20 protein-coding genes, 1 pseudogene and 1 riboswitch are annotated in these 22,730 nt (G+C 73.1%); of the genes and pseudogenes, 7 read left to right on the top strand and 14 right to left on the bottom strand.

Features of this window, described 5'->3' with window-relative positions:
- Window positions 1-91 precede the first annotated feature (91 nt).
- Genes ACY8FT_RS10640 through serS form a run of 3 tightly spaced genes read right to left on the bottom strand, consistent with a single transcriptional unit; the run spans window position 92 to window position 3,098 of the window.
- On the bottom strand, window positions 92-904 hold the full coding sequence (locus ACY8FT_RS10640) for a TrmH family RNA methyltransferase (protein WP_462418865.1): 813 nt from the start codon (window positions 902-904) through the stop codon (window positions 92-94).
- The gene (locus tag ACY8FT_RS10635; protein WP_462418864.1) at window positions 904-1,752 is read right to left on the bottom strand and encodes an HAD family hydrolase; all 849 of its coding nucleotides are present in this window, start codon (window positions 1,750-1,752) and stop codon (window positions 904-906) included. The genes ACY8FT_RS10640 and ACY8FT_RS10635 overlap by 1 nt, the downstream gene beginning before the upstream one ends.
- A 53-nt stretch (window positions 1,753-1,805) precedes the next feature.
- Window positions 1,806-3,098, bottom strand: a complete 1,293-nt coding sequence (gene serS / locus ACY8FT_RS10630; RefSeq protein WP_462418863.1) for a serine--tRNA ligase — start codon at window positions 3,096-3,098, stop codon at window positions 1,806-1,808.
- A 76-nt stretch (window positions 3,099-3,174) separates the two neighbouring features.
- Between serS and ACY8FT_RS10625 the strand changes: the two genes are divergently transcribed.
- A complete protein-coding gene (locus ACY8FT_RS10625; protein WP_462418862.1) occupies window positions 3,175-4,191 on the top strand; it encodes a diacylglycerol/lipid kinase family protein in 1,017 nt (338 codons plus the stop codon).
- 1 nt (window position 4,192) lies between these two features.
- Here ACY8FT_RS10625 and ACY8FT_RS10620 read toward each other — a convergent pair whose 3' ends face one another.
- Entirely contained in the window at window positions 4,193-5,611 is a 1,419-nt protein-coding gene (locus tag ACY8FT_RS10620) for a DUF4446 family protein (RefSeq protein ID WP_462418861.1), read from the bottom strand.
- A gap of 133 nt (window positions 5,612-5,744) precedes the next feature.
- Here ACY8FT_RS10620 and ACY8FT_RS10615 point away from each other — a divergent pair, with 133 nt between their 5' ends.
- The 3 genes from ACY8FT_RS10615 to ACY8FT_RS10605 all read left to right on the top strand — a co-directional run bounded on the left by ACY8FT_RS10615 (window position 5,745) and on the right by ACY8FT_RS10605 (window position 7,579).
- Window positions 5,745-6,182, top strand: coding sequence for a barstar family protein (locus tag ACY8FT_RS10615; RefSeq protein WP_462418860.1), 438 nt, complete (start codon window positions 5,745-5,747; stop codon window positions 6,180-6,182).
- On the top strand, window positions 6,179-6,751 hold the full coding sequence (locus ACY8FT_RS10610; protein ID WP_462418859.1) for a guanyl-specific ribonuclease: 573 nt from the start codon (window positions 6,179-6,181) through the stop codon (window positions 6,749-6,751). The genes ACY8FT_RS10615 and ACY8FT_RS10610 overlap by 4 nt, the downstream gene beginning before the upstream one ends.
- Window positions 6,752-7,108: 357 nt before the next feature.
- A complete protein-coding gene (locus tag ACY8FT_RS10605) occupies window positions 7,109-7,579 on the top strand; it encodes a guanyl-specific ribonuclease (protein WP_462418858.1) in 471 nt (156 codons plus the stop codon).
- Between the two features lie 195 nt (window positions 7,580-7,774).
- Here ACY8FT_RS10605 and ACY8FT_RS10600 read toward each other — a convergent pair whose 3' ends face one another.
- From ACY8FT_RS10600 to ribD, 6 genes are all read right to left on the bottom strand, one after another.
- Window positions 7,775-8,701, bottom strand: coding sequence for a DUF5926 family protein (locus tag ACY8FT_RS10600; RefSeq protein ID WP_462418857.1), 927 nt, complete (start codon window positions 8,699-8,701; stop codon window positions 7,775-7,777).
- A gap of 11 nt (window positions 8,702-8,712) precedes the next feature.
- Entirely contained in the window at window positions 8,713-9,441 is a 729-nt protein-coding gene (locus tag ACY8FT_RS10595) for a nicotinamide mononucleotide transporter family protein (RefSeq protein ID WP_374928227.1), read from the bottom strand.
- Window positions 9,438-9,968, bottom strand: coding sequence for a 6,7-dimethyl-8-ribityllumazine synthase (gene ribH / locus ACY8FT_RS10590; RefSeq protein WP_462418856.1), 531 nt, complete (start codon window positions 9,966-9,968; stop codon window positions 9,438-9,440). The genes ACY8FT_RS10595 and ribH overlap by 4 nt, the downstream gene beginning before the upstream one ends.
- Window positions 9,969-10,106: 138 nt before the next feature.
- Entirely contained in the window at window positions 10,107-11,402 is a 1,296-nt protein-coding gene (gene ribB / locus ACY8FT_RS10585) for a 3,4-dihydroxy-2-butanone-4-phosphate synthase (protein WP_462418855.1), read from the bottom strand.
- Window positions 11,399-12,067, bottom strand: coding sequence for a riboflavin synthase (locus tag ACY8FT_RS10580; RefSeq protein ID WP_462418854.1), 669 nt, complete (start codon window positions 12,065-12,067; stop codon window positions 11,399-11,401). The genes ribB and ACY8FT_RS10580 overlap by 4 nt, the downstream gene beginning before the upstream one ends.
- The gene (gene ribD, locus ACY8FT_RS10575) at window positions 12,067-13,143 is read right to left on the bottom strand and encodes a bifunctional diaminohydroxyphosphoribosylaminopyrimidine deaminase/5-amino-6-(5-phosphoribosylamino)uracil reductase RibD (RefSeq protein ID WP_462419097.1); all 1,077 of its coding nucleotides are present in this window, start codon (window positions 13,141-13,143) and stop codon (window positions 12,067-12,069) included. The genes ACY8FT_RS10580 and ribD overlap by 1 nt, the downstream gene beginning before the upstream one ends.
- A 216-nt stretch (window positions 13,144-13,359) precedes the next feature.
- A riboswitch (FMN riboswitch) is annotated at window positions 13,360-13,487 on the bottom strand.
- A gap of 108 nt (window positions 13,488-13,595) precedes the next feature.
- Here ribD and ACY8FT_RS10570 point away from each other — a divergent pair.
- Window positions 13,596-15,701: pseudogene (locus ACY8FT_RS10570) on the top strand (BCCT family transporter).
- Between the two features lie 277 nt (window positions 15,702-15,978).
- Window positions 15,979-17,058: an enoyl-CoA hydratase/isomerase family protein gene (locus tag ACY8FT_RS10565; RefSeq protein WP_462418853.1), complete on the top strand. Its 1,080-nt coding sequence runs from the start codon at window positions 15,979-15,981 to the stop codon at window positions 17,056-17,058.
- A gap of 226 nt (window positions 17,059-17,284) precedes the next feature.
- Here the strand turns inward: ACY8FT_RS10565 and ACY8FT_RS10560 are convergent, their stop codons facing one another.
- Both ACY8FT_RS10560 and ACY8FT_RS10555 read right to left on the bottom strand, forming a co-directional pair.
- On the bottom strand, window positions 17,285-18,811 hold the full coding sequence (locus tag ACY8FT_RS10560; RefSeq protein WP_462418852.1) for a UDP-N-acetylmuramoyl-L-alanyl-D-glutamate--2,6-diaminopimelate ligase: 1,527 nt from the start codon (window positions 18,809-18,811) through the stop codon (window positions 17,285-17,287).
- Window positions 18,812-18,968: 157 nt separating this feature from the next.
- Window positions 18,969-19,457 (bottom strand): thioredoxin family protein, encoded by a 489-nt coding sequence (locus ACY8FT_RS10555; RefSeq protein WP_462418851.1) that lies wholly within the window; start codon window positions 19,455-19,457, stop codon window positions 18,969-18,971.
- A gap of 126 nt (window positions 19,458-19,583) precedes the next feature.
- Between ACY8FT_RS10555 and ACY8FT_RS10550 the strand changes: the two genes are divergently transcribed.
- Entirely contained in the window at window positions 19,584-20,981 is a 1,398-nt protein-coding gene (locus tag ACY8FT_RS10550) for a serine hydrolase domain-containing protein (RefSeq protein WP_462418850.1), read from the top strand.
- Here ACY8FT_RS10550 and ACY8FT_RS10545 read toward each other — a convergent pair.
- Together ACY8FT_RS10545 and ACY8FT_RS10540 are read right to left on the bottom strand one after the other, a co-directional pair.
- Entirely contained in the window at window positions 20,887-21,681 is a 795-nt protein-coding gene (locus ACY8FT_RS10545) for a phosphatase PAP2 family protein (protein ID WP_462418849.1), read from the bottom strand. The two genes, ACY8FT_RS10550 and ACY8FT_RS10545, sit on opposite strands and share 95 nt — an antisense overlap.
- Before the next feature lie 234 nt (window positions 21,682-21,915).
- Window positions 21,916-22,614, bottom strand: coding sequence for a phosphatase PAP2 family protein (locus tag ACY8FT_RS10540; RefSeq protein WP_462418848.1), 699 nt, complete (start codon window positions 22,612-22,614; stop codon window positions 21,916-21,918).
- Window positions 22,615-22,730 lie beyond the last annotated feature (116 nt).

The raw sequence follows: 22,730 nt of genomic DNA, 5'->3' as shown, positions 1-22,730 counted from the left end.
CAGGGCGCTTTTCCCGAATCCCCGAACGCGACGGTGCGACGACGGCGCGCCCGTGGTCGACCGGGAGCACGACGGCCGGCCCCGGGGTGGCTCAGGAACGCTGCCGCACGGCCTCGTAGACGACGATCGCGGCGCTCGTGGCCACGTTGAGCGAGTTCGCGCGCCCCACCATCGGGATGCGCACGCGCTGGTCCGAGGCCGCGAGCAGCTCGTCGGTCAGGCCGGTCTTCTCGGCCCCCACCGCGATGGCCACGGGACCGCCGTAGTCGGCGTCCGTGTGGAGCAGGTCGGTGTGCGGGGTGGTGGACACCAGCGAGATCCCGCGGGCGGCCAGCAGCTCCTGCACCTCGGCGCGGGAGGCCGAGGCCACCGGCACCGAGAAGACCGTCCCCTTGGAGGCCCGCACGACGTTCGGGTTGCCCCAGTCGGTCACCGGGTCGGCCGCGATGACGGCGTCCACGCCTGCGGCGTCCGCGGTGCGCAGGATGGCGCCGAGGTTGCCGGGCTTCTCCAGGTGCTCGGCCACGACCCAGAGCGCCGGGCCGTCCGGGGACTGCAGGTCGGCCAGGGCGAGGCCGGGGCTCGGCACGACGGCCAGGAAGCCGTCCGGCCCCTCCCGGTAGGCGGCCTTCTCGAAGACCGCCCGGGTGGTGGTGACCACGCTCGCGCCCCGCTCGACCGCCAGGTCCACCACCGGCTGCTGGGCGGCGGGGTCGGCCATGAGCTCCTCGCAGAGGAACAGCTCGCGCGGGTGCACCCCACCGGCCAGGGCGAGCTCGAGCTCCTCGAAACCCTCCACGACGGTGCTGCCGGTCTGCTCGCGCACCCGGCGCCGGCGCAGGTCCCGCAGCGCCTTGATGCGGGGATTCGCGGCGCTCGTCAGGTGCAGCGGGGGCCGCGCCATCAGGCGCTTCCGAAGTCGTGGCGCGAGGGCTGCGAGGACCCGTCGACGCCGGGCAGCGCGGCCTCCACGCCCTCCAGGCGCCGCAGCACCTGGGCCAGGCCGTGCTCCTCGACGGTGCCGGTGACCGCGTCGGCCATCTCCAGCACGACGTCGGGGGCCTGCCCCATGGCGACGCCCCAGGCGGCCCAGTCGAGCATCTCCAGGTCGTTGCGCTGGTCGCCGACGGCCACCGTGTCCCACGGCTCCACGTGCAGCGCACGGCGCACCGACTCCAGCGCCGAGGCCTTGGTGACGCCCTCGGGCGCCAGGTCCAGCCAGGCCGTGTACCCGACCGAGTAGTTGACCCCGTGCAGGCCGATGTCGTCCAGGGCGTCCAGGAAGCCCTGCTCGGTGCCGCCCGGGTCGTGGAAGGTCAGACGGGTGACCGGCTCGGAGCCGAGCTCCTCCCAGGTGGCCAGTGTCAGCTCACCCTGCAGCAGCCCCTCCGGGAAGCCCTCGCTGATGCGGTGCCCCCGCCCGACGACCTCGGCCGCCACGAACGCGTTCGGCAGGTGCTCGCGCAGCAGCGCCAACGCGGGGCCCGGGTCGAAGGTCACCTTCTCGACGATCTCGTGCCCGTCGGGCAGCTCCGGGTCCAGCCGCACCAGCACCGCCCCGTTGGAGCAGACGAGGTACCCCTTGGTCAGCGCGAGCTCACGCGCCAGCGGCAGCGTCGCCATGAGCGTGCGGCCGGTCGCGATGACGACCGTGTGCCCCGCCTCGGAGGTCGCGAGCACGGCATCGCGGACGGGCGCGTGCAGCACGCTGTCGTAGTCGATGGTGGTGCCGTCCAGGTCGAGGCACACCATGCGCCGGCGGTCCGCGCCACCGACATCCGGGCCCAGGCTCCCCGCGCCCGCCGTCATCGGGAGATCGGCTCGATGGCCTCGAGGCCACCCAGGTAGGGGCGCAGCGCCTCGGGCACGCGCACCGAGCCGTCGGCCTGCTGGTGGTTCTCCAGGATCGCCACGAGCCAGCGGGTGGTGGCCAGCGTGCCGTTCAGCGTGGCCACCGTGCGGGTGCCGCCCTTGCCGCCGTCGGCCGCGGTCATGCGCTCGCGCACCTTCAGGCGGCGGGCCTGGAAGGTCGTGGTGTTCGAGGTGGAGGTGAGCTCGCGGTAGGTGCCCTGCGTCGGCACCCAGGCCTCGCAGTCGAACTTGCGGGCCGCGGGACCGCCCAGGTCGCCGGCCGCGACGTCGATGACGCGGTAGGGCAGCTCCATCGCCCCGAGCATCTCCTGCTCCATGGCCAGCAGCCGCTCGTGCTCGGCCTCGGCCTCCTCGGCGGTGCAGTAGATGAACATCTCCAGCTTGTTGAACTGGTGCACGCGGATGATGCCGCGGGTGTCCTTGCCGTGGCTGCCGGCCTCGCGGCGGTAGCAGGACGACCAGCCGGCGTAGCGCTTCGCCCCGCCGGAGAGGTCGAGGATCTCGTCGGCATGGTAGCCGGCCAGGGCGACCTCGGAGGTGCCCACCAGGTACTGGTCGTCGGCCTCCAGCCGGTAGACCTCGTCGGCGTGGCTGTCGAGGAAGCCGGCGCCGGCCATCACGTCCGGGTTCACCAGCGAGGGCGTGATCATCGGCGTGAAGCCGTGCTTCAGCGCGGTGTCCAGGGCCATGTTCATCATGGCGATCTCGAGCCGGGCGCCGATGCCCGTCAGGAAGTAGAAGCGCGCCCCGGACACCTTGGCGCCCCGCTCCATGTCGATGGCGCCGAGCAGCTCGCCGAGCTCCAGGTGGTCGCGCGGCTCGAAGCCCTCGGCGTCGAAGTCGCGGGGCTCCCCGATCGTCTGCAGGGTGTTGAAGTTGTCCTCGCCACCGGCGGGAACCTCCGGCTTGACGATGTTGCCGATGCTGCGGAGCAGCCGGTCGGCCTCGTCGGACAGGTCGTTCGCCTCGGCCTCCAGGGCCTTCACCTGCGCGGCCATCTCCTTGCCGCGGGCGGCCAGCTCGGCCTTCTGGTCGGCCGGGGCCTGGGCGATCTGCTTGCCGAACACCTTCTGCTCGGCCCGCAGGGACTCGAACTCGGCCCTCTTGGCACGGGAGCTCGCCTCGACCTCGAGCACGCGGTCCACGACGGACTCGTCTTCACCTCGGGCGCGCTGGCTGGCGCGGACGGCGTCGGGATTCTCACGGAGCTCTCGGATGTCGATCACGCGGTCCAGCGTACGAGATGCCCACCGGGTACCGTGGTCAGCCGCAGGTGACGGCCCCGGCTGACGAGGAGGCCCCGTGAACCCGATCGCCGCCGAGCCGACCCCGGACTCCCCCGACCGCCGTGGTCGGGCCGGGTTCGTCATCAACCCCATCAAGTTCACCGACGTCGACGCGGTGCACCGGGACGTCCGCGACATCTGCGAGCACCTGGGCTGGGACGAGCCGCTCTGGCGGGAGACCACGGAGACCGACCCGGGGGCCGGGCAGGCCCGCGACCTGCTGGAGCAGGGCTGCGACCTGGTCGTGCCGATCGGGGGCGACGGCACCGTGCGGACCGTGGCCAGCCAGCTGGTGGGCACCGACGTCGCGCTGGGCCTGGTGCCCGGCGGCACCGGCAACCTGCTGGTGCGCAATCTCGACCTGCCCTTCATCTCCCGCGCGCAGGCACTCCGCATCGCCCTGACCGGCACCGACCGCCGCATCGACGTGGGGCAGGTGCGCTACTGGGACGTCGACGGGGAGGCCCACGAGGACGTGTTCCTGGTGATGGCCGGGGTGGGCATGGACGCCGACGTCATGGAGGCCACCGACGACGCGGTGAAGAAGCGCATCGGCTGGCCGGCCTACCTCCGCTCGGCGCTGCGGCTCAGCCGGGAGGACCGCATCCCGGTGCGGCTGCGCGTCGACGACGAGGACCCGGTGGGGCTGAAGGTGCGCAGCGTCGTGTTCGGCAACGTCGGCAAGGTGCAGGGCGGCGTGGCCGTGCTGCCCGAGGCCCGCATCGACGACGGGCGGCTGGACACGCTGGTGGTCTCCCCGCGGGGCATCACGGGCTGGGCCGGGGTCGTCGCCGCGATGGTGACGCGCGGCCACCTCGGCGGGGACCACGCGAGCTACTTCCAGAGCGACGAGGTCGACGTCCGGCTGTCCGAGCCCACCCGCGCCCAGCTGGACGGCGACGGCATCGGGCACGTCACGCGCATCGCCGGACGGGTGCTGCCGGCCTGCCTCACCGTGCGCGTCCGCAACGAGGGCGCCACCTCCTGGCTGGGCACCCGCGGCGGCAGCGGGCTGGGCTGGCTCGGCCGCTGAGTCAGCGGCGCTGCCGCAGCGGGCGCGTGGTCTCCTGCGCCTGCGTCTGCGTCGTGTCCATGCCCCGGGCGGCCTCGACGGCCTGCATCTCCTCGGCGGTGAGCTGCGTGGTGCCCCGCCCCTCGGTGACCGACTTGGCGTAGGTCTGCGAGTGGGCGCGACCGTTCAGGCTGGTGATGATCAGGCCGTCGCCGACGCTGTCCAGCAGCGCCACGGAGAAGGACATGCGGCCACCCATGTCGCCGAAGGCGTCGTAGCGAACCAGGGCCACCTCGGTGAGGGCGGACTCGCTGTCGTGCTCCAGGTGCTTCAGGCGGGCGTTGATGTTGTCGGTGTGGTCCGAGACGGTGCGCAGGGCCTGGTCGAGGCCGCTGGTGCGCTCGGTCAGCTGCGTCGCGCCACCCTCCAGGTGCTCGATCCGCTGGCCGTGCTCGTCGCGGTGGGTGGTGAGCTGCTGCAGGGCCCGGTCCAGGCCGGAGGTGCGCTCGGTGAGCTGCGTCGCGCCACCTTCGAGCTCCTCGAGGCGCTGGCCGTGCTTCTCGACCGAGCCGCCGAGGTTGCCGAGGCGCTCGTCCAGGGCCGTGGTGCGGCTGTCGTGCTCGGAGGTGGTGGTGCGCAGGCCGTCCACCAGGCCGGCCACGCCACCCAGGCCACGGTCCACCGTGTCCAGGCGCTTCCGGTCGGCCGCGGCCTCGTCGGCCAGGGCGGCCCGGCGGGACTCCAGCTCCTCGACCTCGCGGGAGAGCGCGGCCAGCCGGTCGTCCAGCGCACCCGTGCGCGAGACCAGGCGCTCGTCGACACCGCCGACGTTCGCGGTGACGCGCTCGTCCAGCTCGCGGAGGTCGGAGCCGATCTGCTTCTCGAAGGAGGACATCCGCGCGTCCACGCGCTGGTCCATGTCGGAGACCGCCGCACCGACCCGCTGCTCCATGTCCCTGGTCGCCGCGCCCACCTTCTTCTCCAGCGCGGAGACGGTGCTGCCCATGCGGTCCAGGTTCTTCGTCGCGTCGCCGTGCACCTGGCGGATCGACTGGGTGTCCGTGGAGGCCTGCTTGCGCACCTCGCTGAATCCGGAGGAGACCTTGCGGATCTCCGCCTGCATCTCCTCGATCTCCGCCCGCATGCGGGACAGGGACTTCTCCTGTCGGGCGTTCGCGCGGTCCAGCGCCCGCTTCATCGTCGTCGAGTCGACGCCCGTGCGGACGGCCGGCGCGGCGTAGCGGCGCTCCCCGCCCTGTCGGCTCGACATCGACCGGCGCTGCGGGCCGTCCCCCTCGTCACCCGCGAGGACGCGGGGTGACACGAAGCGGTGGCGGCGCAGGGAGCTGACCTGCAGGGCCAGCCACACACCGACCGCGAGGGCCAACACCGCGCACACGGTGGCGGCGATCAGCAGAGAACTCTGGACTGGCTCAGGCACCCCGACAGGATACGCAAGGGGGCCCGGACGCTCGGTGGCTCGGCGGGTCGCGGGGCGAGTGTGGCGTTCCACTCGCCGGGCGAGCAGGGCGCTCCTCGCCTGCGGTCACGGGCGCTGCAGGCACCATGGGGGCATGACGACCCCCCGCTTCCCCATCGCCGAGTTCCTCGAGTCCGGTGAGCCGCTGGCCGTGGTGCCCACCACCGAGGCCGAGCCGTCCGCCGCGCACGCCCGCACGCTCGGGTGGGCGGTGCTGCTGGCCGCCAGCCCCGACGGCTCGGACGTGCGCACCCTGCAGGACGGGCTGGCCACCGACCTGGACCTGCCGCATCCGGCGGCCACCAACCTCGATGCGCTGCAGGACATCGTGCGCGACCTGCCCGATCGTGCCGAGGACGCCGCCGGCACCCTGCTGGTGTGGACGCCGGCCCGCGGCACGGGGCTGGAGGACGACGGTCTGGTCACGCTGCTGGAGGTGCTCGGCGACGCGGCGGCGAACGCGGGGCGGCGGCTGGCCGTGCTGGTGGTCAGCGACGAGCTCGCCCGGCAGCTCGAGGAGGACGACGCGTGAGCCCCCGCATCGGGCCCGGGGGTGTGAGCTCGGGGCGGGGTCGCGGTCGGCTGGGGAGCGTCCGGCTCGTGCTGCGGCTGCTCTTCATGTGCGCGCTGGCCGCCATCGTCGTGTGGGGCGGCGGGGGCATCTTCAGCGGCCTCGAGGACCAGGGCGGGACGGGTCAGGGCGGCCAGGGGCAGGGTCAGGAGGAGCAGAGCGGGCGCGAGGGTGCCGGCGGGGTCTCCGACGGGGCGTCCAGCGGGGCCGGCGGGTCCGGCATCCCGCAGTGCGCCGACGGGGAGCTGTCCGAGGAGGCCCGCGAGGTGGCCGACACGATCAGCGAGGGCGGGGAGTTCCAGTACCCCGACAAGGACGGCTCCACCTTCGGCAACCGCGAAGGACTCCTCCCCGACGAGTCAGACGACTACTACGCCGAGTACACCGTCCCCACCCCCGGCGAGGACGACCGCGGCGCCCGCCGCATCGTCACCGGCGGCGACACCACCCCCACCACCCCCGACACCCACCCCGAGCACTGGTACTGGACCGACGACCACTACGAGTCCTTCTGCGAATTCACCGCCTGACCCACCCGCTCACAGGCGCCCCACGCGCCTCGCACCCCGCACACCCCCTCCCGACGCGCACACCCCTCACGCAATTTGGTCCCCTGACGTCCCCCACATCGGGGCGACACACCGAGGATCCCGGCAAACCTCAGTCATCAGGGGACCAAATCGGGGAGGGGCGGGAAGCAGCGCGACGGGCCGGGCAGCACCAGGTCTTCTCAGGGGGTACCGCCGGATCGCGCACGTCAGTACAGTGATCGTGCTCACGGTGTGCGCGCCCCTCCTTGGCAGATCCCGGCCACGTCGTGCGCTGCTCACGGGCGGTCCCGTCGCCCGTCGGACCAGGCAGACACAACTCGACAGGAGCGACCTGACATGAGCCCCCACATCGCCCCCGACGCCCACCAGCCGCCCCATGACACGCCGCGATCCCGGCGCACGATCCTGACCGCGACGCTGGCCGCCGCCCTCCTCCCGCTCAGCGGCCTCGGCCTGGCGGCCCCGACCAGCGCCGCGACGCAGCCGGCCGCCGACGAGATCCCCGAGTGCTCGTCGGATGTCCTGACGCCGGAGGCGCACGACGTGATCGACACGATCAGCGAGGGCGGGGAGTTCCAGTACCCCGACAAGGACGGCTCCACCTTCGGCAACCGCGAAGGACTCCTCCCCGACGAGTCAGACGACTACTACGCCGAGTACACCGTCCCCACCCCCGGCGAGGACGACCGCGGCGCCCGCCGCATCGTCACCGGCGGCGACACCACCCCCACCACCCCCGACACCCACCCCGAGCACTGGTACTGGACCGACGACCACTACGAGTCCTTCTGCGAATTCACCGCCTGACCCACCCGCTCACAGGCGCCCCACGCGCCTCGCACCCCGCACACCCCCTCCCGACGCGCACACCCCTCACGCAATTTGGTCCCCTGACGTCCCCCACATCGGGGCGACACACCGAGGATCCCGGCAAACCTCAGTCATCAGGGGACCAAATCGGGGAGGGGGGCGCAGGGCACCCGCCCGGGGGCTGGGGGTCGGTCAGCGGATGGTGACCTGACGGCTCGAGAAGCCCTCCCGCGCGCGGCGCTCGTCGTGCGTCAGCGGCTCGTCCTTGCCCAGGGCCTCGTCCAGCCGCCCGGCCAGCTCGCCCAGCGGGCCGTTCCACTCCTGCGGGTCCGTCGCCGGGTCCACCTCGAACACCGGCACCAGCAGCCCCGCGCCGCGGAACGCGCCCAGCAGCGTGGACTCCCCGCCGAGGGTGTGCTGCCCGGCGGCCTTCAGCCGCGCCAGTGCGGTGGTGGCCGCGTCCTCGTCGTGCGGCAGCAGCCAGCGGACGTAGGCGCGGTCGCCCATCAGGCACCAGAACGCCGAGGGGACGGAGTCCAGGCGCTGGGTGGGGACGATCGCCTCGTTCGCCCGCTCCATGGAGAGCTGCCCGGCCTCGTCCAGCGCGTCACCGTCGCCGGAGACCCAGAAGCCGAAGGTCTCGTGCAGCTCCGCGGTCATCTCGGTGCTCACGAGGATGTCCTGCAGACGCGGGGTGTGTGCCATGGCCTGCGGCAGGCTGACGGTCGGCTGGCCGGGCTCGTTGGCCAGCGAGGTCAGGATCGCCTGGGCGATGTCGCGGCTCGCGTCGCCGGTGGACGAGCCGGTCTGCAGCGCGGTGAGCACGTCACCCTCGCCGCGGTGGAGGCCCGGCCAGGCCAGCGGCAGCACCGTGGCCAGCGTGACCTCGTGCTCACTGCCCGGCTCCAGCTCGGCCCACGCCGGCGCGGGCGCACCCTCGGGCAGGTCGCCCGTGGGCACCTTCACCCGGATCGATGCGGTGGCCGCCGGGATGATCTCCCGCATGGCCACCCACTCGGGCTCGTTCGGCAGCCCCTGAAAGGGCCGCGCCTCGAACGGCGCAGCGAGCAGCTTCGGTCCCTTGGCGTCGCGGTTCTTGCGACGAGATGCCTTACCCATGGGGCCGAAGTCTACGGCGCGGGCTCCGTGTGGGGTTCGGTGCCGTGCAGGGCCTCCTCACCGGGGGCGTCCTCGTGGCGGGCCAACCGCATCCACACCACGAAGCCCCACGCCACGAACGCGCCGTACACCAGGTACAGCACGGCCGAGGGGATGAACCCGGAGTGCCAGAGCAAGGGCACACCCACCAGGTCGACGGCGATCCACAGCAACCAGAACTCCACCCACTGCCGGGCCATGGCGTAGGTGGCCAGGATGGAGCCCACGAAGATCCAGGCGTCGGCCCAGTAGTACCAGTCCGGCGCCGGCCAGCCCGCGCCGATCTGCCGGAACACCCACTGGCACAGCACGATTCCGACCAGCCCGAAGAGTCCCAGCTGCACGCGCTGCGCCGCGGTGGCCCAGCGGGGCGTGAACGGGGCGGTCTGCCCGGCGGCGCGGCGGGTGCGGCGCTGCTGGCTCCACATCCACCACCCGTAGACGCTGGTGATGATGAAGAAGACCTGCCGCGCGGCCTGACCGGCCAGGGTCGTGTCCTGCGGGTTGGCGAACCACACCCCCGCGAAGACGGTGAACAGCAGGGCGTTGCCGATGATGCCGGCGGGCCAGGCCCACACGCGGCGGCGCATGCCGCCCAGTGCCGAGGCGAAGCCGAACAGGTTGCCGATGATCTCTCGCCACAGGATGGTCCACGGGCCGATGGCGAGCTCGGCGGCGAAGAGCTGTTCCAGGAGGTTCACCGGGCGTCGGACCGCCAGGTTCCCTTGGCCCGGCGCAGGGTGGCCGCCGTGTCCACGGCCGCGAGCGCGGCCTCGGCACCCTTGTCCTCCGTGGAGCCCTCGAGGCCCGCCCGGTCCAGCGCCTGCTGCTCGTCGTCGCAGGTCAGCACACCGAACCCGATGGGGGTGCCGGTGCGCACGGAGACGTCGGTCAGCCCGGAGGTGGCCGCGTGGCAGACGTACTCGAAGTGCGGCGTGCCACCGCGGACGACGACCCCCAGGGCCACCACGGCGTCCACGTGCGGCGCGATGCGGGCAGCGGCCACGGGCAGCTCGAAGGAACCGGGCACCCGCACCACCCGCGGGGTGATGCCGAGCTGGCCCAGTGCCCGCTCCGCCCCGGCGAGCAGACCGTCCATCACGGCGTCGTGCCAGGAGGCGGCGACGACGGCGACGCGCAGCGGCAGGGCCCCGTCCGCGCGGTCGGCGGCGAGCTCGCGCTCGAGGCGCAGGGCGATGGCATCAGAGGGGGAACCGGTGGCACTCATGGGATCTCCTGAGGATGAGGGACGGTGCGGGAGGGGTCTGGTGGGTGTGTGAAGGACATCGCTGGCAGCACCCGCGGGGGGTCCTTTCCACGGTGGCGCGTCCGGGGCCGCGCATCAACCCATGGCGGGTGTGATCTGTCACGTCACACCCAGGTCCGCCGGCAGCGTGTGCCCCATCCGATCCCGTTTGGTGCGCAGGTAGGCGAGGTTGTGCGGGGTGATCCCCACGATGCTGGGGCGCGTCGCCACGACGTCGACCCCCAGGGAACGCAGGGCGGCGATCTTGTCGGGGTTGTTGGTGGTCAGTTCCACGCGCTCCACGCCGAGGTGGGCCAGCATCGCCGCGGCCACGGCGAAGTCGCGGGTGTCCACCGGCAGACCGAGCTCGTGCTGGGCGTCCACCGTGTCGGCCCCCGCGTCCTGCCGGGCGTAGGCGGCGATCTTGGCCGCCAGCCCCACGCCGCGCCCCTCGTGGCCGCGCAGGTACAGCACGATGCCGGAGCGCGCCCGGGCGTCCACGAGCGCGTCGTCGAGCTGCGCGCCGCAGTCGCACCGCTGCGAGCCCAGCGCGTCACCGGTGAGGCACTCGCTGTGCAGCCGGACGGGCACCGGGGAGGCGGTGGGGTGGGCCCGCGGACCCTCGGCCGTGCTGCTGCCCGGCGCCCCGGGCGCGGCCAACGCCAGGTGTTCCACCCCGGTGAGCCGGTCGGTCAGGGCGTGCACGGTGAACGGACCGTGGGCGGTGGGCAGCTGGGCGACGGCCACCGCATCGAGCCGGTCGTGGACCGCGCGCCACCGCCGCAGCGCCTCGATGGTGAGCACCGGCAGGTCGTGTGCCGCGCCGAGCTCCTGCACGGCGGGCGCCCGCATCATCGAGCCGTCGTCGTGCACCAGCTCGGCGATCACGCCCACCGGCTCCAGCCCCGCGAGCCGGCACAGGTCCACGGCGGCCTCGGTGTGCCCGGCGCGCTCGAGCACCCCGCCGTCGCGGGCACGCAGGGGGACCACGTGCCCGGGGCGGATGAGGTCGGTGGCGAGGCTCCCCGCATCGGCCAGGGTGTGCAGGGTGTGGGTGCGGTCGGCGGCGCTGATGCCGGTGGTCACGCCCTGTGCCGCGTCGACGGTCACCGTGTAGGCGGTGCGCAGCGGGTCGGCGTTGTCGCGCACCATGAGCGGCAGGTCCAGCGCGTCGGCGCGGGCGGCGGTCATCGGGGCGCACACGTAGCCCGAGGAGTGGCGGATGGTCCACGCCATCCACTCCGGGGTGAGGGTCTGGGCGGCCAGGACGACGTCGCCCTCGTTCTCGCGATCCTCGTCGTCGAGCACCAGCACCGGGCGACCGGCTCGCAGGGCCTCCAGCGCGGTGGCGAGCTGCGGGGCCAGGGGGTCGTCCGCAGTCGGCTCGGGCCGCGAGGACTCGGTCTGCGGGTTCATCGGGTGCCTCCCAGCATCTTCTCCACGTACTTGGCCAGCACGTCCACCTCGACGTTCACCGACGCGCCCACCGGGGAGTCGCCGAGCGTGGTGCGCTCGAGCGTCTCGGGGATGAGGCTGACCTCCAGCCAGGTGCCGCCGGCGTCGGCAGGGGCCGCGTCGGCCCCCTCGGAGAGGCCGCTCACCGTCAGCGAGACGCCGTTCAGCGTCACCGAGCCCTTGTGCACCACGTACCGCGCGAGCTCGGCGGGGATGCCCACGCGAACCACCTCCCAGCGGTCACCGGGGGTGCGCTGAAGGACCTGCCCGACGCCGTCGACGTGCCCCTGCACCACGTGGCCACCCAGCCGGCCGTCCACGCGCACCGCGCGCTCCAGGTTGACCGGGCTGCCGACCTCCAGCGCGCCGAGGGAGCTGTGCGTCAGCGTCTCGGGCATGACGTCGGCGGTGAACCAGGTGGGGGCGCCGGCGGGGGTGTCCCCACCGGTCCGTCCGCCCTCGCCCCCCAGGTCGGTGACGGTCAGGCAGACCCCGTTGACCGCGATCGAGTCACCGTGGCCCGCGTCGCTCGTGACCAGGGGGCCGGACACCCGCAGTCGGATGTCGTCACCCGCGGGCTCGATCGCCTCGATGCGGCCGAGCTCCTCGATGATGCCGGTGAACATCAGGCGTCTCCTTCGGTGGTGGGGTCGGTGGGGGCCGGTCCGGGCGCGGTCGGGCCGGGCGCCAGCGTCAGGCGGACGTCCTCACCCAGGCGGGTCACGTCCTCGAGCCGCCAGCGCGAGGCGTCGTCGATGGTGCCGATGCCGAGATCACCCACCAGCGACGGCCCGGCACCCAGCAACGCCGGGGCCAGGTAGGTGACGAGAAGGTCGACGAGCCCGGCGCGCAGGAAGACCGCCGCGAGGGTGGGGCCGCCCTCCAGCCAGACGTGGTGGACGCCGCGGTCGGCGAGCGCGGCGAGCACCTCGGCGGGGTCGTGGGTGGCCAGGACGAGGGTCTCGGCGGCGTCGTCGAGCACCCGGGCGGTGGGTGGCAGCTCCCGCGTACCGACGACCACGCGCAGCGGCTGGCGGAGCGCATCCCCCTCCGGCAGCCGGACGGTGAGCTGTGGGTCGTCCGCGAGCGCGGTGCCCGTGCCGACCACGACCGCCCCGGCCTGCGCGCGCTGGCGGTGGACGTCGAGGCGCGCCTCGGAGCCGGTGATCCACTGGCTGGTGCCGTCGGCAGCGGCCACGCGGCCGTCCAGGGTGGCGGCGAGCTTGAGCGTGACCACGGGACGCCCCAGACTCGCCGACCGCGTGAACCACGGGTTCAGCGCGGTCGCCTCCTCGGCCAAGACGCCCGTGAGCACCTCGACGCCCGCGGCGCGCAGTCGCTCGGAGCCACCGGCGGCCAGCGGGGTCGGGTCAGGCTGGGCGATGACGACGCGTGCCACCCCGGCGTCCAGCAGGGTCTGCGCGCAGGGGCCGGTGCGGCCGGTGTGGTTGCACGGCTCCAGAGTGACCACGGCGGTGGCGTCGTTGAGGGGGGCAATGGCGCCCGAAGGGTCGGTGGCGCCGGCCTCAGCGGCCCGGACACGCGCATCGGTCAGCGCGGCCACCTCGGCGTGAGGGGTGCCGGCGCCACGGTGCCAGCCCTCCCCCAGGGTGCGGCCCTCGGCATCGAGGAGCACGCAGCCGACGCGGGGATTCGGGTCCACGGCCGGTCCCCGTGCGGCCAGCTCCAGGGCACGGCGCATCGGCGCCTCCCACGAGGCGGCATCGGGGGTGGTCCCGGCGGGGTTCACGGCTCGTTCCTCACTGCGGTCACGCGGCGGGCGGTCCGGTCGGACTGCCCGGGTGAACCGGGGAAACGGGCCTGTGGCCCGGAGGACGCGGCACCGATGCCGACGAGCCGACCACCACGGTCGCTCGACAGCGGACGCTGCCGCTCACGCCATCGCACAGCGACGACGCACGTGCTCCTCCCTTCCGGACTCTCACCGTCGGCCTCGGAATTCCACCGAGTCAGCCACCTGCTGGATGCAGGCGGGTCGCGGACTGTCACCGCCGGTTCGGACTTGCACCGACCCCGGAACACGTGCCGCCGATTCTACGCCCGGGTGGAGAAGAGCCTGCGGAGCGGCAACTCACGGCCATGCAATGGCCGACGGAGCGGCGCCACGACAGACAACGCCCCAGGGAGTGATGCGTGCCCGAGAACAGGCCAGACCTGCCGCAGCCCGGCAGCAACCAGGAACAGCACATCGACCGTGAGCGGTTGGGCGGGACCTCCCGCTCCACCGAGCGCGACCGCCGCCGCGAGGAGAACCGTGCTCCTTCCTCGGCGGCCGAGATATCGCAGGGTCCGGAGGTCATCAGCCGTGACACGGGGCCCCGCGTCAACTGGGTCGTCTTCCTGTCCGCTGCCGTGGCCATCAGCGCCTTCTCAGCGTGGGCCATGGTGCTGCCGGACACCGCCCGCGAGGTCGTGCACTCCGTGGTGCTGTGGATCGCGCGGAACCTCGGCTGGTTCTACGTGCTGACCGTCGCGGTGGGCATCGGGTTCGTCATCTGGGTGGCCCTCTCCAACGAAGGCCGCGTCCGGCTGGGTCCGGACCACTCCCGCCCCGAGTACTCGTTCTTCACGTGGCTGTCCATGCTCTTCTACTCGGTGACCGGCCCGATCACGCAGTACGTGCACCCCATCAGCGCCGAGCCGGAGTCGCTCGCGGCCGCCGAGGAGTCCGTGGTGTGGACGATGTTCCACTACGGCGTGGCCGGCTGGTCCATGTACGCCCTGCTGGGCACCGTGTTCGGCGTGGCCACGTAAATGGGCATCGGCGTGGTGCTGCTGTCGGTCGGCTTCTCGACGCTGTTCGGCATCCCGGACGGCCTGGGACTGCAGATCGCCCTCATCGTGGTGGCCGTCGTGCTCACCGCGGCCGCGTGCACCTCCGGCGTGGACAAGGGCATCCGGCTGATCTCCGAGCTGAACCTCTGGTCGGCCGCGGCGATGTTGCTGTACATCCTCGTGTTCGGCCAGACCGCCTTCCTGCTCAACGGGATGGTGCAGAACATCGGCCGCTTCGTCACCACACTCCCCGAGCGCACGATGCAGACGATGGGCTACCACCCCGACGGCGCCGAGTGGATGGGCTCCTGGACGCTCTTCTTCTGGGCCTTCTGGCTGGCCTGGGGGCCGTTCGTCGGGCTCTTCCTGGCGCGCATCTCCCGCGGCCGCACGCTGCGCGAGTTCGCCCTGGCCGCCATCACCGCGCCGGTGCTGTGCGACCTGTTCATCGTCACCATCTTCGGCAACTCCGCCCTCCACCGGGTGATGGTGCAGGGCGACAGCGAGTTCGCCGAGCTGGCGCAGGCCAGCCCGGAGCAGGGCTGGTACGCGCTGCTGGAGACCTTCCCCGGCGCGACCTTCCTCATCGGCCTGGCCACCCTGTCGGGTCTGCTCTTCTACCTGACCTCCGCCAACTCCGGCGCGATGGTGATGTCGACCTTCTCCTCGACCATCCCCGACCCCGCCGAGGACGGCGCCAAGTGGCTGCGCATCTTCTGGGCGCTCCTGACGGCCGTGCTCACCATCGCGATGCTGGTGGCCGGCGGTGTGACGACGATGGAGTACGCGACGCTGATCTTCGCCCTGCCCGTGACGGTGGTGGCCTACCTGGTGATCGCCTCGTTCACCAAGGCCCTGCGCATGGAGCGCGCCGACCGCGAGGGGCGCGCGCTGCGCCAGCCCCACGTGGCGGCCAGCGGCGGTCGCACCCCCGAGCGCAGCTGGCGCCAGCGGCTGGCCAACCTGCGCTCCTACCCCTCCAGCGAGGCCGTGGCGCGCTACGTCAGCGAGACCGTCCAGCCGGCGCTGGCCGACGTCACCCGCGAGTTCTCCGAGCAGGGGTACACGGCACGCCTGAGCACCGTCGCTCCGGTGGAGACCGGCGAGGGCGGCCCGGCCGACCAGAACACCCGGGCCGACGAGGACGCCCGGGCCGACGAGGCCAGCATCCCGTCCACCCGCATCGAGGTGGAGATGGGTGACCACCGCGCGTTCCGCTACGAGGTGAGGCCCGTCGTCGCGAGCGTCCCCGTGGTGGGCGCACGCATGGGCCAGGGGCCGCAGCACTACCACCGGCTTGAGGTGTTCACCCACACGGGCTCCGAGGGGTACGACCTGTACGGCGCCACGCACCAGCAGGTCATCGACGACGTCCTGGACCGCTTCGAGGCGCACCTGGGCTTCCTGGACTACTCGGTGGTGACGGCCACGGCGTCCGTGCTCACCCCGCCGCGGGAGGTCTGACCGGGTACCGGTCGACTCGCCGGCGGGATGGCCCGTCCCCGAGCCCGCCGGGTGCCAACCCCGCCGGACGCCGGAGGCGACGAAGGCGTCCGGCCCCGGGGGGGCGCCCGCCCGGGGCCGGACGCCCTTGTGACGTGTGGAACGCTGGACAGGAACGCTGCCCCGGCGGTAGCACGACCCGCCCCCGACACCGAGCGACGCGTCGCGTCCGGGTCCACCCCGGCGGTCATGCACTGCATGAGCGCCACCCGTCGCGCCGCACCACGAAGGAGAAGCCATGACCACCGAGCTCACCCCCGCCCCGCAGACCGACGAGGTGCTGTTCGGCATGCGGGACGGCATCGCCCGCATCCACCTGAACCGCGCCAAGGCCCTGAACGCGCTGACCACCGACATGTGCGCTGCGATGCTCGACCAGCTGCGCGCCTGGCGCGACGCCGAGGGCGACGACCGCCCGAAGGCCGTGGTGGTCTCCGGTGAGGGGTCCAAGGGCTTCTGCGCGGGTGGTGACATCAAGGTGCTGCGCGAGTCCGCCACGTCCGGCGACCTGGGCCCGGCAAACGAGTTCTGGTCGACCGAGTACACGCTCAACCAGTTGATCGCCGACTACCCGATCCCCTACGTGCCGCTCATGCACGGCGCGGTGATGGGTGGTGGCATCGGCATCAGCGCCCACGGCAGCCACCGCCTGGTGGCCGCGGACGCGAAGGTGGCCATGCCGGAGACCGGCATCGGGCTGTTCCCGGACGTGGGCGCGCTGCACCTGCTGGCCCGCGCGCCGCACGAGCTGGGCACACACGTGGCGCTGACCGGTGACCGCTTCAACGGCGCCGACGCGGTGCTGCTGGGCCTGGCCGATGCCGTGGCGCCGACCGAGCTGCTGGACCCCGAGGCCGTGGTGGACCGGCTGGCCGGGGGCGAGTCCGCCGACGACCTGGTGGCCGCCGCGCGCGAGGCGTCCGGGGCGACCGAGGCGCCGCTGGCCGGGGCCACCGAGTGGACCGCCGAGTGCTACGAGGGCGACGCGCCCGGCGCCATCGTGGAGCGGCTGAAGGGCCACTCCGCCGAGGGCGCGCAGAAGGCCGCGGAGCTGCTGGGCACGCGGTCGCCGCTGTCGGTGGCCGTGACCCTGGCCGGGCTGCGTCTGGCCGCCGGCGACACCCTGGCCGGCGTGCTCGAGCGCGACCTGAAGATGGCCACCGGCATGGTGCTCAGCGGCGACTTCGCCGAGGGTGTGCGGGCCGTGCTCATCGACCGCACCAACGACGCCGCCTGGCGCCACCCCAGCATCGCCGAGGTGCCCGAGACCGACGTGAAGGCCGTGCTGGACGGCGAGCAGCTGGACCAGCAGGGCTGAGCCCGGGGCGGCGGCGCCAAGCAGGGCAGGGCCCACGCCGTCGCGCCGTCCGCAACCCATGGCGCTCTCGCCTGTCGAGAACGCGACGAATGGCGGACAGCCACGGGGTTGTGCACCCGAGAGCGCCATGGATCGCGGTCTCGGGTGCCCGTAGCCGCGAGGGGTCCATCAAGGGTCACCTCGACTGTCGAGGTGACCCTTGATGGACCCCTCGTCGTCGTGCACCTCAGCGCAGGGCCAGCCCCTCGCGGATGCTCGTGGGGTCGTGGTGGTCCACGTCGCCCTCGGGCAGGTGCTGGAACGGCTCATCGCCCTTGCCGCACGCGATCACCACGTCGTTCTCCCGCGCCATCGCCACGGCCTCGAGCAGCGCGGTCCGCCGGTCGAGCGTGATGTGGGTGTCCTCCGGGTCCGCCCCGGCCATCACCTCGTCGGCGATGGGTGCCGGGTCCTCGCCGTACGGGTCGTCGGTGGTGATGATGCCGACGTCCGCGATCCGCGAGACGACCTCACCCATCAGCGGCCGCTTGGCGGCGTCGCGCTCCCCGGCCGCGCCGTACACGCAGATGAGCCGCCCGCCGGCCAGGTCCGCGATCTTCCGCGCCACGCCCAGCACCATCTCCAGCCCCACCTCGGTGTGGGCGTAGTCGACCACCGCGGTGAACCCGTGGTCCGCGGCCTCGGGGATGCGCTGGAACCGCCCGGGCACCTGTCCCAGGCCCTTCACGGCCTCGACGACGGCCAGCGGGTCGTGCCCGCACTCCAGCGCCACGGCCACCGCACCGGCAACGTTGAGCGCGTTGTAGTCGCCCACCAGCGGCGGCTCCAGCTGCAGCTCCCCGTGGCCCGGGGTGCGCAGGGTGAAGCGCATGCCGTCGGCGGTCAGCTCGGTGGGCTCCAGGATGCGGTAGGCGGCGTCCTGGGAGGTGCCGAAGCCCAGCGCCCCCTCGAACTCCTCCACCAGTCGGCGCCCGTAGGCGTCGTCGACGTTCGCCAGCCGCGGCCCGGTGGTGCGCTCGAAGAGCCGCCGCTTCACCCGGAAGTAGGTCTCCATGTCGCCGTGGATGTCCAGGTGGTCGCGCGTCAGGTTGGTGAAGAGCGCGGTGTCGTACTCCACCCCGGTCACGCGATGCAGCTCGAGGCCGTGGCTGGAGGTCTCCACGACCGCCTCGGTCGCGCCGGCGTCCGCCATGCGGCGCAGGTTGGCCTGCACCACGGGCGCCTCGGGCGTCGTGCGCGTTGCCGGGCGCCCCACGCCGTCGACGATGACCTCGACCGTCGTGGACAGCCCGACCTTCTGCGCACCCAGCACCCCGGCGAGCAGGTTGTAGAGGACGTAGCTGGTGGTGGTCTTGCCGTTGGTGCCCGTGATGCCGTGCACCCGCATCGAGCGGCTGGGGTTGCCCTCCACCGCCGCGGCCAGGTGCCCGAGGGCGGCGCGCGCGTCGGGTACGACGGTCACCGGCAGCGGCCCCTCGGCCTCGAGCTCGGCGATGCGGCGGTCGGCCTCGCGGTCGTCCTGGGTCGGCCAGGCGCGCTCGGCCACCACCAGGGAGGCGCCGGCGGCGAGCGCCCCGGCGGCGAAGCGCAGCCCGTCGGTCTTGAACCCGGAGACCGCCACGAACGCCGCGCCCGGCTCCACCGCGCGTGAGTCGTGCGTGACCGAGGTGATGCCCGGAGTGCCGGGGAACTCGGCCGGCACCTCCTCGATGGGGAGGGCCAGGGCGGTCGCGAGTTCGGATCGGGTGAGCACTCGGTCAGCCTAGATCCTGTGCGGCCCGCGCACACGCCGCGGGCAGGCCGCCACGGGTGGGGCTGACCCGGGACGTCGCGAGCCGACCCGGGATGCCGTGAGGCCGCCGCCCCTCGGGGACGGCGGCCTCGCGGACCGGGTGCGCTCGGTGCGGTGCTCAGCCGAAGGGGTTGGCCGGGTCGGAACCGCCGGCGGCGCGGGTGCCCTGGTCGGCCGGGTTGGCCGACGGCGCCGGCTGACCCTGCGGGGCGCCCTGGCCCGGCTCGCCGTCACCCTGCTGGGCGGCGGCCTGCTCCTGGGCCACCTGGGCGCGCACGGCGTCCATGTCCAGGCCCTTCACGGCCTGCAGCACCTCGTCCAGCGCGTTGGCCGGGATGGCACCGGGCTGCGCGAAGACGCCGATCTGCTCGCGGAAGGCCATCGTGGTGGGCACCGACTGGATGCCCAGCGCCCCGGCCAGCTGCGGCTGCGCGTCGATGTCGACCTTGCCGAACACGATGTCGTCGTGCTTCTCGGACGCCTCCTCGTAGACGGGGGCGAACTGGGTGCACGGACCGCACCAGGTGGCCCAGAAGTCCACGACCACCATCGGGTTGTCCTTGATGGTCTGCTCGAAGTTCTCAGCGGTCAGCTCAACGGTGGCCATGAGGGCCTCCTCGGATGTGTCAGCGGGCACCGGTCGGACGCGCCGGTGCGTCGGTCGCAGTCGTCAACCGTGCGCGGTCGGTGGTTGTTCCGAACCCGCCCCGGGGCGGAGGGCTACGGTCGGCCCATGTCCCACCACGCAGCGCCCGACCCCACCCCCGACGAGACGCCCGGGGTGCGCCCGGAGACCGCCCGCGAGCTTCACCGGCTGGCCCTGCAGCGACAGCGTGAGGGACGCGTCCCGGCCCTCTTCGCGGGCGTGCAGCGCGAGGGACGCCTGCTGTGGGGCGAGGGCGTCGGCACCACCGGCGCCGGGGAGGGGCGGGACCGCGCGGCCACGGCCGACGACCAGTTCCTGGTGGCCTCGAACACCAAGACCTTCACCGCCGTCATGGTGATGCAGGCCCGCGACGAGGGCCGGCTGTCGCTGGACGACCACCTGGGCGACCACCTGCCCGGGGCCTCCCCCACCCCGGAGCACGCGGTCACCATCCGCTCGGCGCTGGCCCACGTGTCCGGCATGCAGCGCGAGCCGCACGGGGACGTGTGGGAGACCTTCACCTTCCCCGACAGCACGGCGGTGGTGAGCGAGTACGCCCACGCCGAGCGGGTGGGCCGCCCGCACACGCGCTGGCACTACTCCAACCTCATGTACTGCCTGCTGGGCGAGGTGGTCGCGCACCTGGACGGCCGCTCGTGGGCGGAGGCGCTGCAGGCACGACTGCTGGACCCGCTGGAGCTGCGCCGCACCACGGTCGGCTTCTCCGGGGCGCACGTGCAGGGCTACTTCGTGCCGCCCTTCAGCGACGTCCCGGTGCCCGAGCCGGTCCCGGACTTCCGCGGCATCGCCCCGTGCGGCGGCCTGGCCTCCACGCCGGCGGACATGGCGCGGTGGTCGGCCTTCGTCGCCTCCCCGGACGAGGCGGTGCTCTCGCCGGACACGCTGGAGGAGATGACCCAGCCGCAGGCCGTCGTCGACACCCGCGACTGGACCCGCGCGATGGGGCTGGGCTTCTTCCTGGCGCGCCGCGGCGGACGCATCTGGGTGGGCCACACCGGCGGCATGCCCGGGCACATCAGCGGCGTCTTCACCCACCGCGAGTCCGGCACCGGCGGACTGGTCTTCATGAACAACAGCAACTCGCCGGACCCGACCGCCTTCGCCGTGGACCTGGCCGAGGCCGTCGAGGAGGCCGAGCCGGCCCCGGAGCAGCCGTGGACGCCGGGCGAGGCGGTGCCCGAGGAACTGGTCGGGGTGCTGGGGCACTGGTACACCGAGGGCAGCCACGTCGTGTTCTCCGTGCGCCGCGGGCGATTGGAGGCCCGGATGGGCGCGGCCGATCCGGACCTGCCGCCGGCCGTCTTCGAGCCGGTGGAGCCGGACCTCTACCGCACCGTCTCCGGTCGTGAGCGGGGCGAGCTGCTGCGCATCACCCGCCGTGAGGACGGCAGCGTGCGCAAGCTGAACTGGGCGACCTACCTGGTGACCAGGGAGCCGTTGGCCTTCGGCGAGCTGCCGAGCTGAGAGCGGGCCGACCGGCGGCCGGCGCGGTGGGCGCCGTGCGCGCCATCCGCGGGGCCACCTCGTGGGTCCACCTCTCCATGCGCAGCACCAGGTGCAGCAGCACCCCGCCGACGACGATGCCGCCGGCCAGGTCGCAGACCCAGTGGTAACCCAGCAGCTGGGCGACCGCGGTCACCATCACCACCAGCCCGGCCCAGGTGGCCACCAGTATCGACCCGGCCCAGCGCGGCAGGCCGACGGCGCGCTGCACCAGCAGGACGGCGGTGCCGTAGAGCAGCACGGCGGCCGAGGTGTGGCCCGACGGGTAGCTGATGCCGTACCAGCCGTCGGTCAGCAGTCCACCGGAGAAGAAGCTGGGGTCGCCCAGGGTGGGCGAGGAGCGGGCCAGCAGCACCTTCAGGCCGCCCACCCCGGCGTAGAACAGGAAGGTGGCCCAGGTCGCCAGCAGCAGCGGCTGCAGCGAGCGGCCGACCACCGCGGCCCAGAGCGCCACCAGACCCAGCACCGGCAGCACGACGTCCTGACCGGCGATGCTGTCCAGCAGCTGCAGCAGCTCGACCTGCCGCAGCTCCTGCGTCGTGCCGTTCGCCCCGTGCAGCGCCAGGTCGACGCGCTGGAGGGGGCCCATCGAGGCCACGGTCAACACCGAGGACAGGACGGCCAGCACGGGGAGCCGGAGCAGCGGGTGAAGCGGGGGCATGCCGCGAACGATAGGAATTCACTACCAACTGAAACCGGCTCGTTGCTAGAGGCTCGAACGACGGTCGGTCAGATTCCGGTCAGGCGCCCTTCAGGAGTCCGTCAGAGCCGCGGGCCGCGACCGCAGCCTCGCGCCATCCTTACTCGAATATGGCGCACATCACACCGCATTGAGGATCAGTCCCCGCAGCGGAACCCGCCGAGGGGCCTCGCGCTCGCCGAGCGCGGCCGCGCCTCAGCGCGCGGACCGCTCCTCGTCGAGGCGGGCCGGGAGCAGCACGCGGGAGCGGCGGGAGTGGAACCAGCGGTCGATCCACACGATCACGTGCAGCAGGATCCCGCCGGCCAGGACGCCGGCCAGCAGGTCGCTGATCCAGTGGAAGCCCAGGTAGTAGGACACCGCCACGCTCTGCAGGATGACGTAGCCCCACAGCACCAACAGGGCGGTGCGCAGACCACGGCCGGGGCGCAGGTAGCGGAACACCAGGTAGACCGCGGCGCCGTAGAGCAGCACCGCCTCGCCCGTGTGGCCCGACGGGTAGCTGATGCCGTGCCAGCCCGTGCCGTCGAACTCACCGGCGAAGAAGCGCGGCTCGTGCATGCTCGTGGAGCCGCGGGCGAGCAGCACCTTCATCGTGCCCAGCCCCCCGAAGAACGCGGCCTCGGCGAGCACCACCATCCGCAGCGGCTCCCAGGAACGCACCCGCACCGCCACCGCGAGCGCGACGGCGGCCAGCACCGGAACGGCCACCTTCTGCCCGGCCACGCTGTCGACGATCCGCAGCCAGCGCGTCAGGTCGGGGGTGTAGACGAACGACCAGTAGCCGTGCAGGTCGCGGTCGACCCACTGCAGCGGTCCCATCGCCAGAACCGTGAGGACCACGAGGAGCACCCCGAGGACGGGGACGCTGGTGGCGCGGCGCAGGAGGGACATCGCCCCGAATCCTAGGCGGGCCGAGGACGGTAGGGCGTCCCTGCACACCGGTCGCCCCTCCCCTGGGTGGATCCTCACACCGCAAGGACATCCGCGATCGCAGACCCCGGGCTCTC

This window comes from Kytococcus sp. Marseille-QA3725, from assembly GCF_054950055.1.
The sequence above is the reverse complement of the archived record's forward strand: the minus strand, read 5'-3'. Positions and strand labels throughout refer to the sequence as shown.

Coding starts and splice junctions, on each gene's coding strand:
- ribH (WP_462418856.1), bottom strand. CDS start 9,968: ATGAGTGCCACCGGTTCCCCCTCTGATGCCATCGCCCTGCGCCTCGAG.
- ACY8FT_RS10640 (WP_462418865.1), bottom strand. CDS start 904: ATGGCGCGGCCCCCGCTGCACCTGACGAGCGCCGCGAATCCCCGCATC.
- ACY8FT_RS10540 (WP_462418848.1), bottom strand. CDS start 22,614: ATGTCCCTCCTGCGCCGCGCCACCAGCGTCCCCGTCCTCGGGGTGCTC.
- ACY8FT_RS10600 (WP_462418857.1), bottom strand. CDS start 8,701: ATGGGTAAGGCATCTCGTCGCAAGAACCGCGACGCCAAGGGACCGAAG.
- ACY8FT_RS10635 (WP_462418864.1), bottom strand. CDS start 1,752: ATGGTGTGCCTCGACCTGGACGGCACCACCATCGACTACGACAGCGTG.
- ACY8FT_RS10605 (WP_462418858.1), top strand. CDS start 7,109: ATGAGCCCCCACATCGCCCCCGACGCCCACCAGCCGCCCCATGACACG.
- ACY8FT_RS10580 (WP_462418854.1), bottom strand. CDS start 12,067: ATGTTCACCGGCATCATCGAGGAGCTCGGCCGCATCGAGGCGATCGAG.
- ribB (WP_462418855.1), bottom strand. CDS start 11,402: ATGAACCCGCAGACCGAGTCCTCGCGGCCCGAGCCGACTGCGGACGAC.
- ACY8FT_RS10565 (WP_462418853.1), top strand. CDS start 15,979: ATGACCACCGAGCTCACCCCCGCCCCGCAGACCGACGAGGTGCTGTTC.
- ACY8FT_RS10555 (WP_462418851.1), bottom strand. CDS start 19,457: ATGGCCACCGTTGAGCTGACCGCTGAGAACTTCGAGCAGACCATCAAG.
- ACY8FT_RS10545 (WP_462418849.1), bottom strand. CDS start 21,681: ATGCCCCCGCTTCACCCGCTGCTCCGGCTCCCCGTGCTGGCCGTCCTG.
- ribD (WP_462419097.1), bottom strand. CDS start 13,143: ATGCGCCGTGCCCTGGAGCTGGCCGCACGGGGACCGGCCGTGGACCCG.
- ACY8FT_RS10615 (WP_462418860.1), top strand. CDS start 5,745: ATGACGACCCCCCGCTTCCCCATCGCCGAGTTCCTCGAGTCCGGTGAG.
- ACY8FT_RS10550 (WP_462418850.1), top strand. CDS start 19,584: ATGTCCCACCACGCAGCGCCCGACCCCACCCCCGACGAGACGCCCGGG.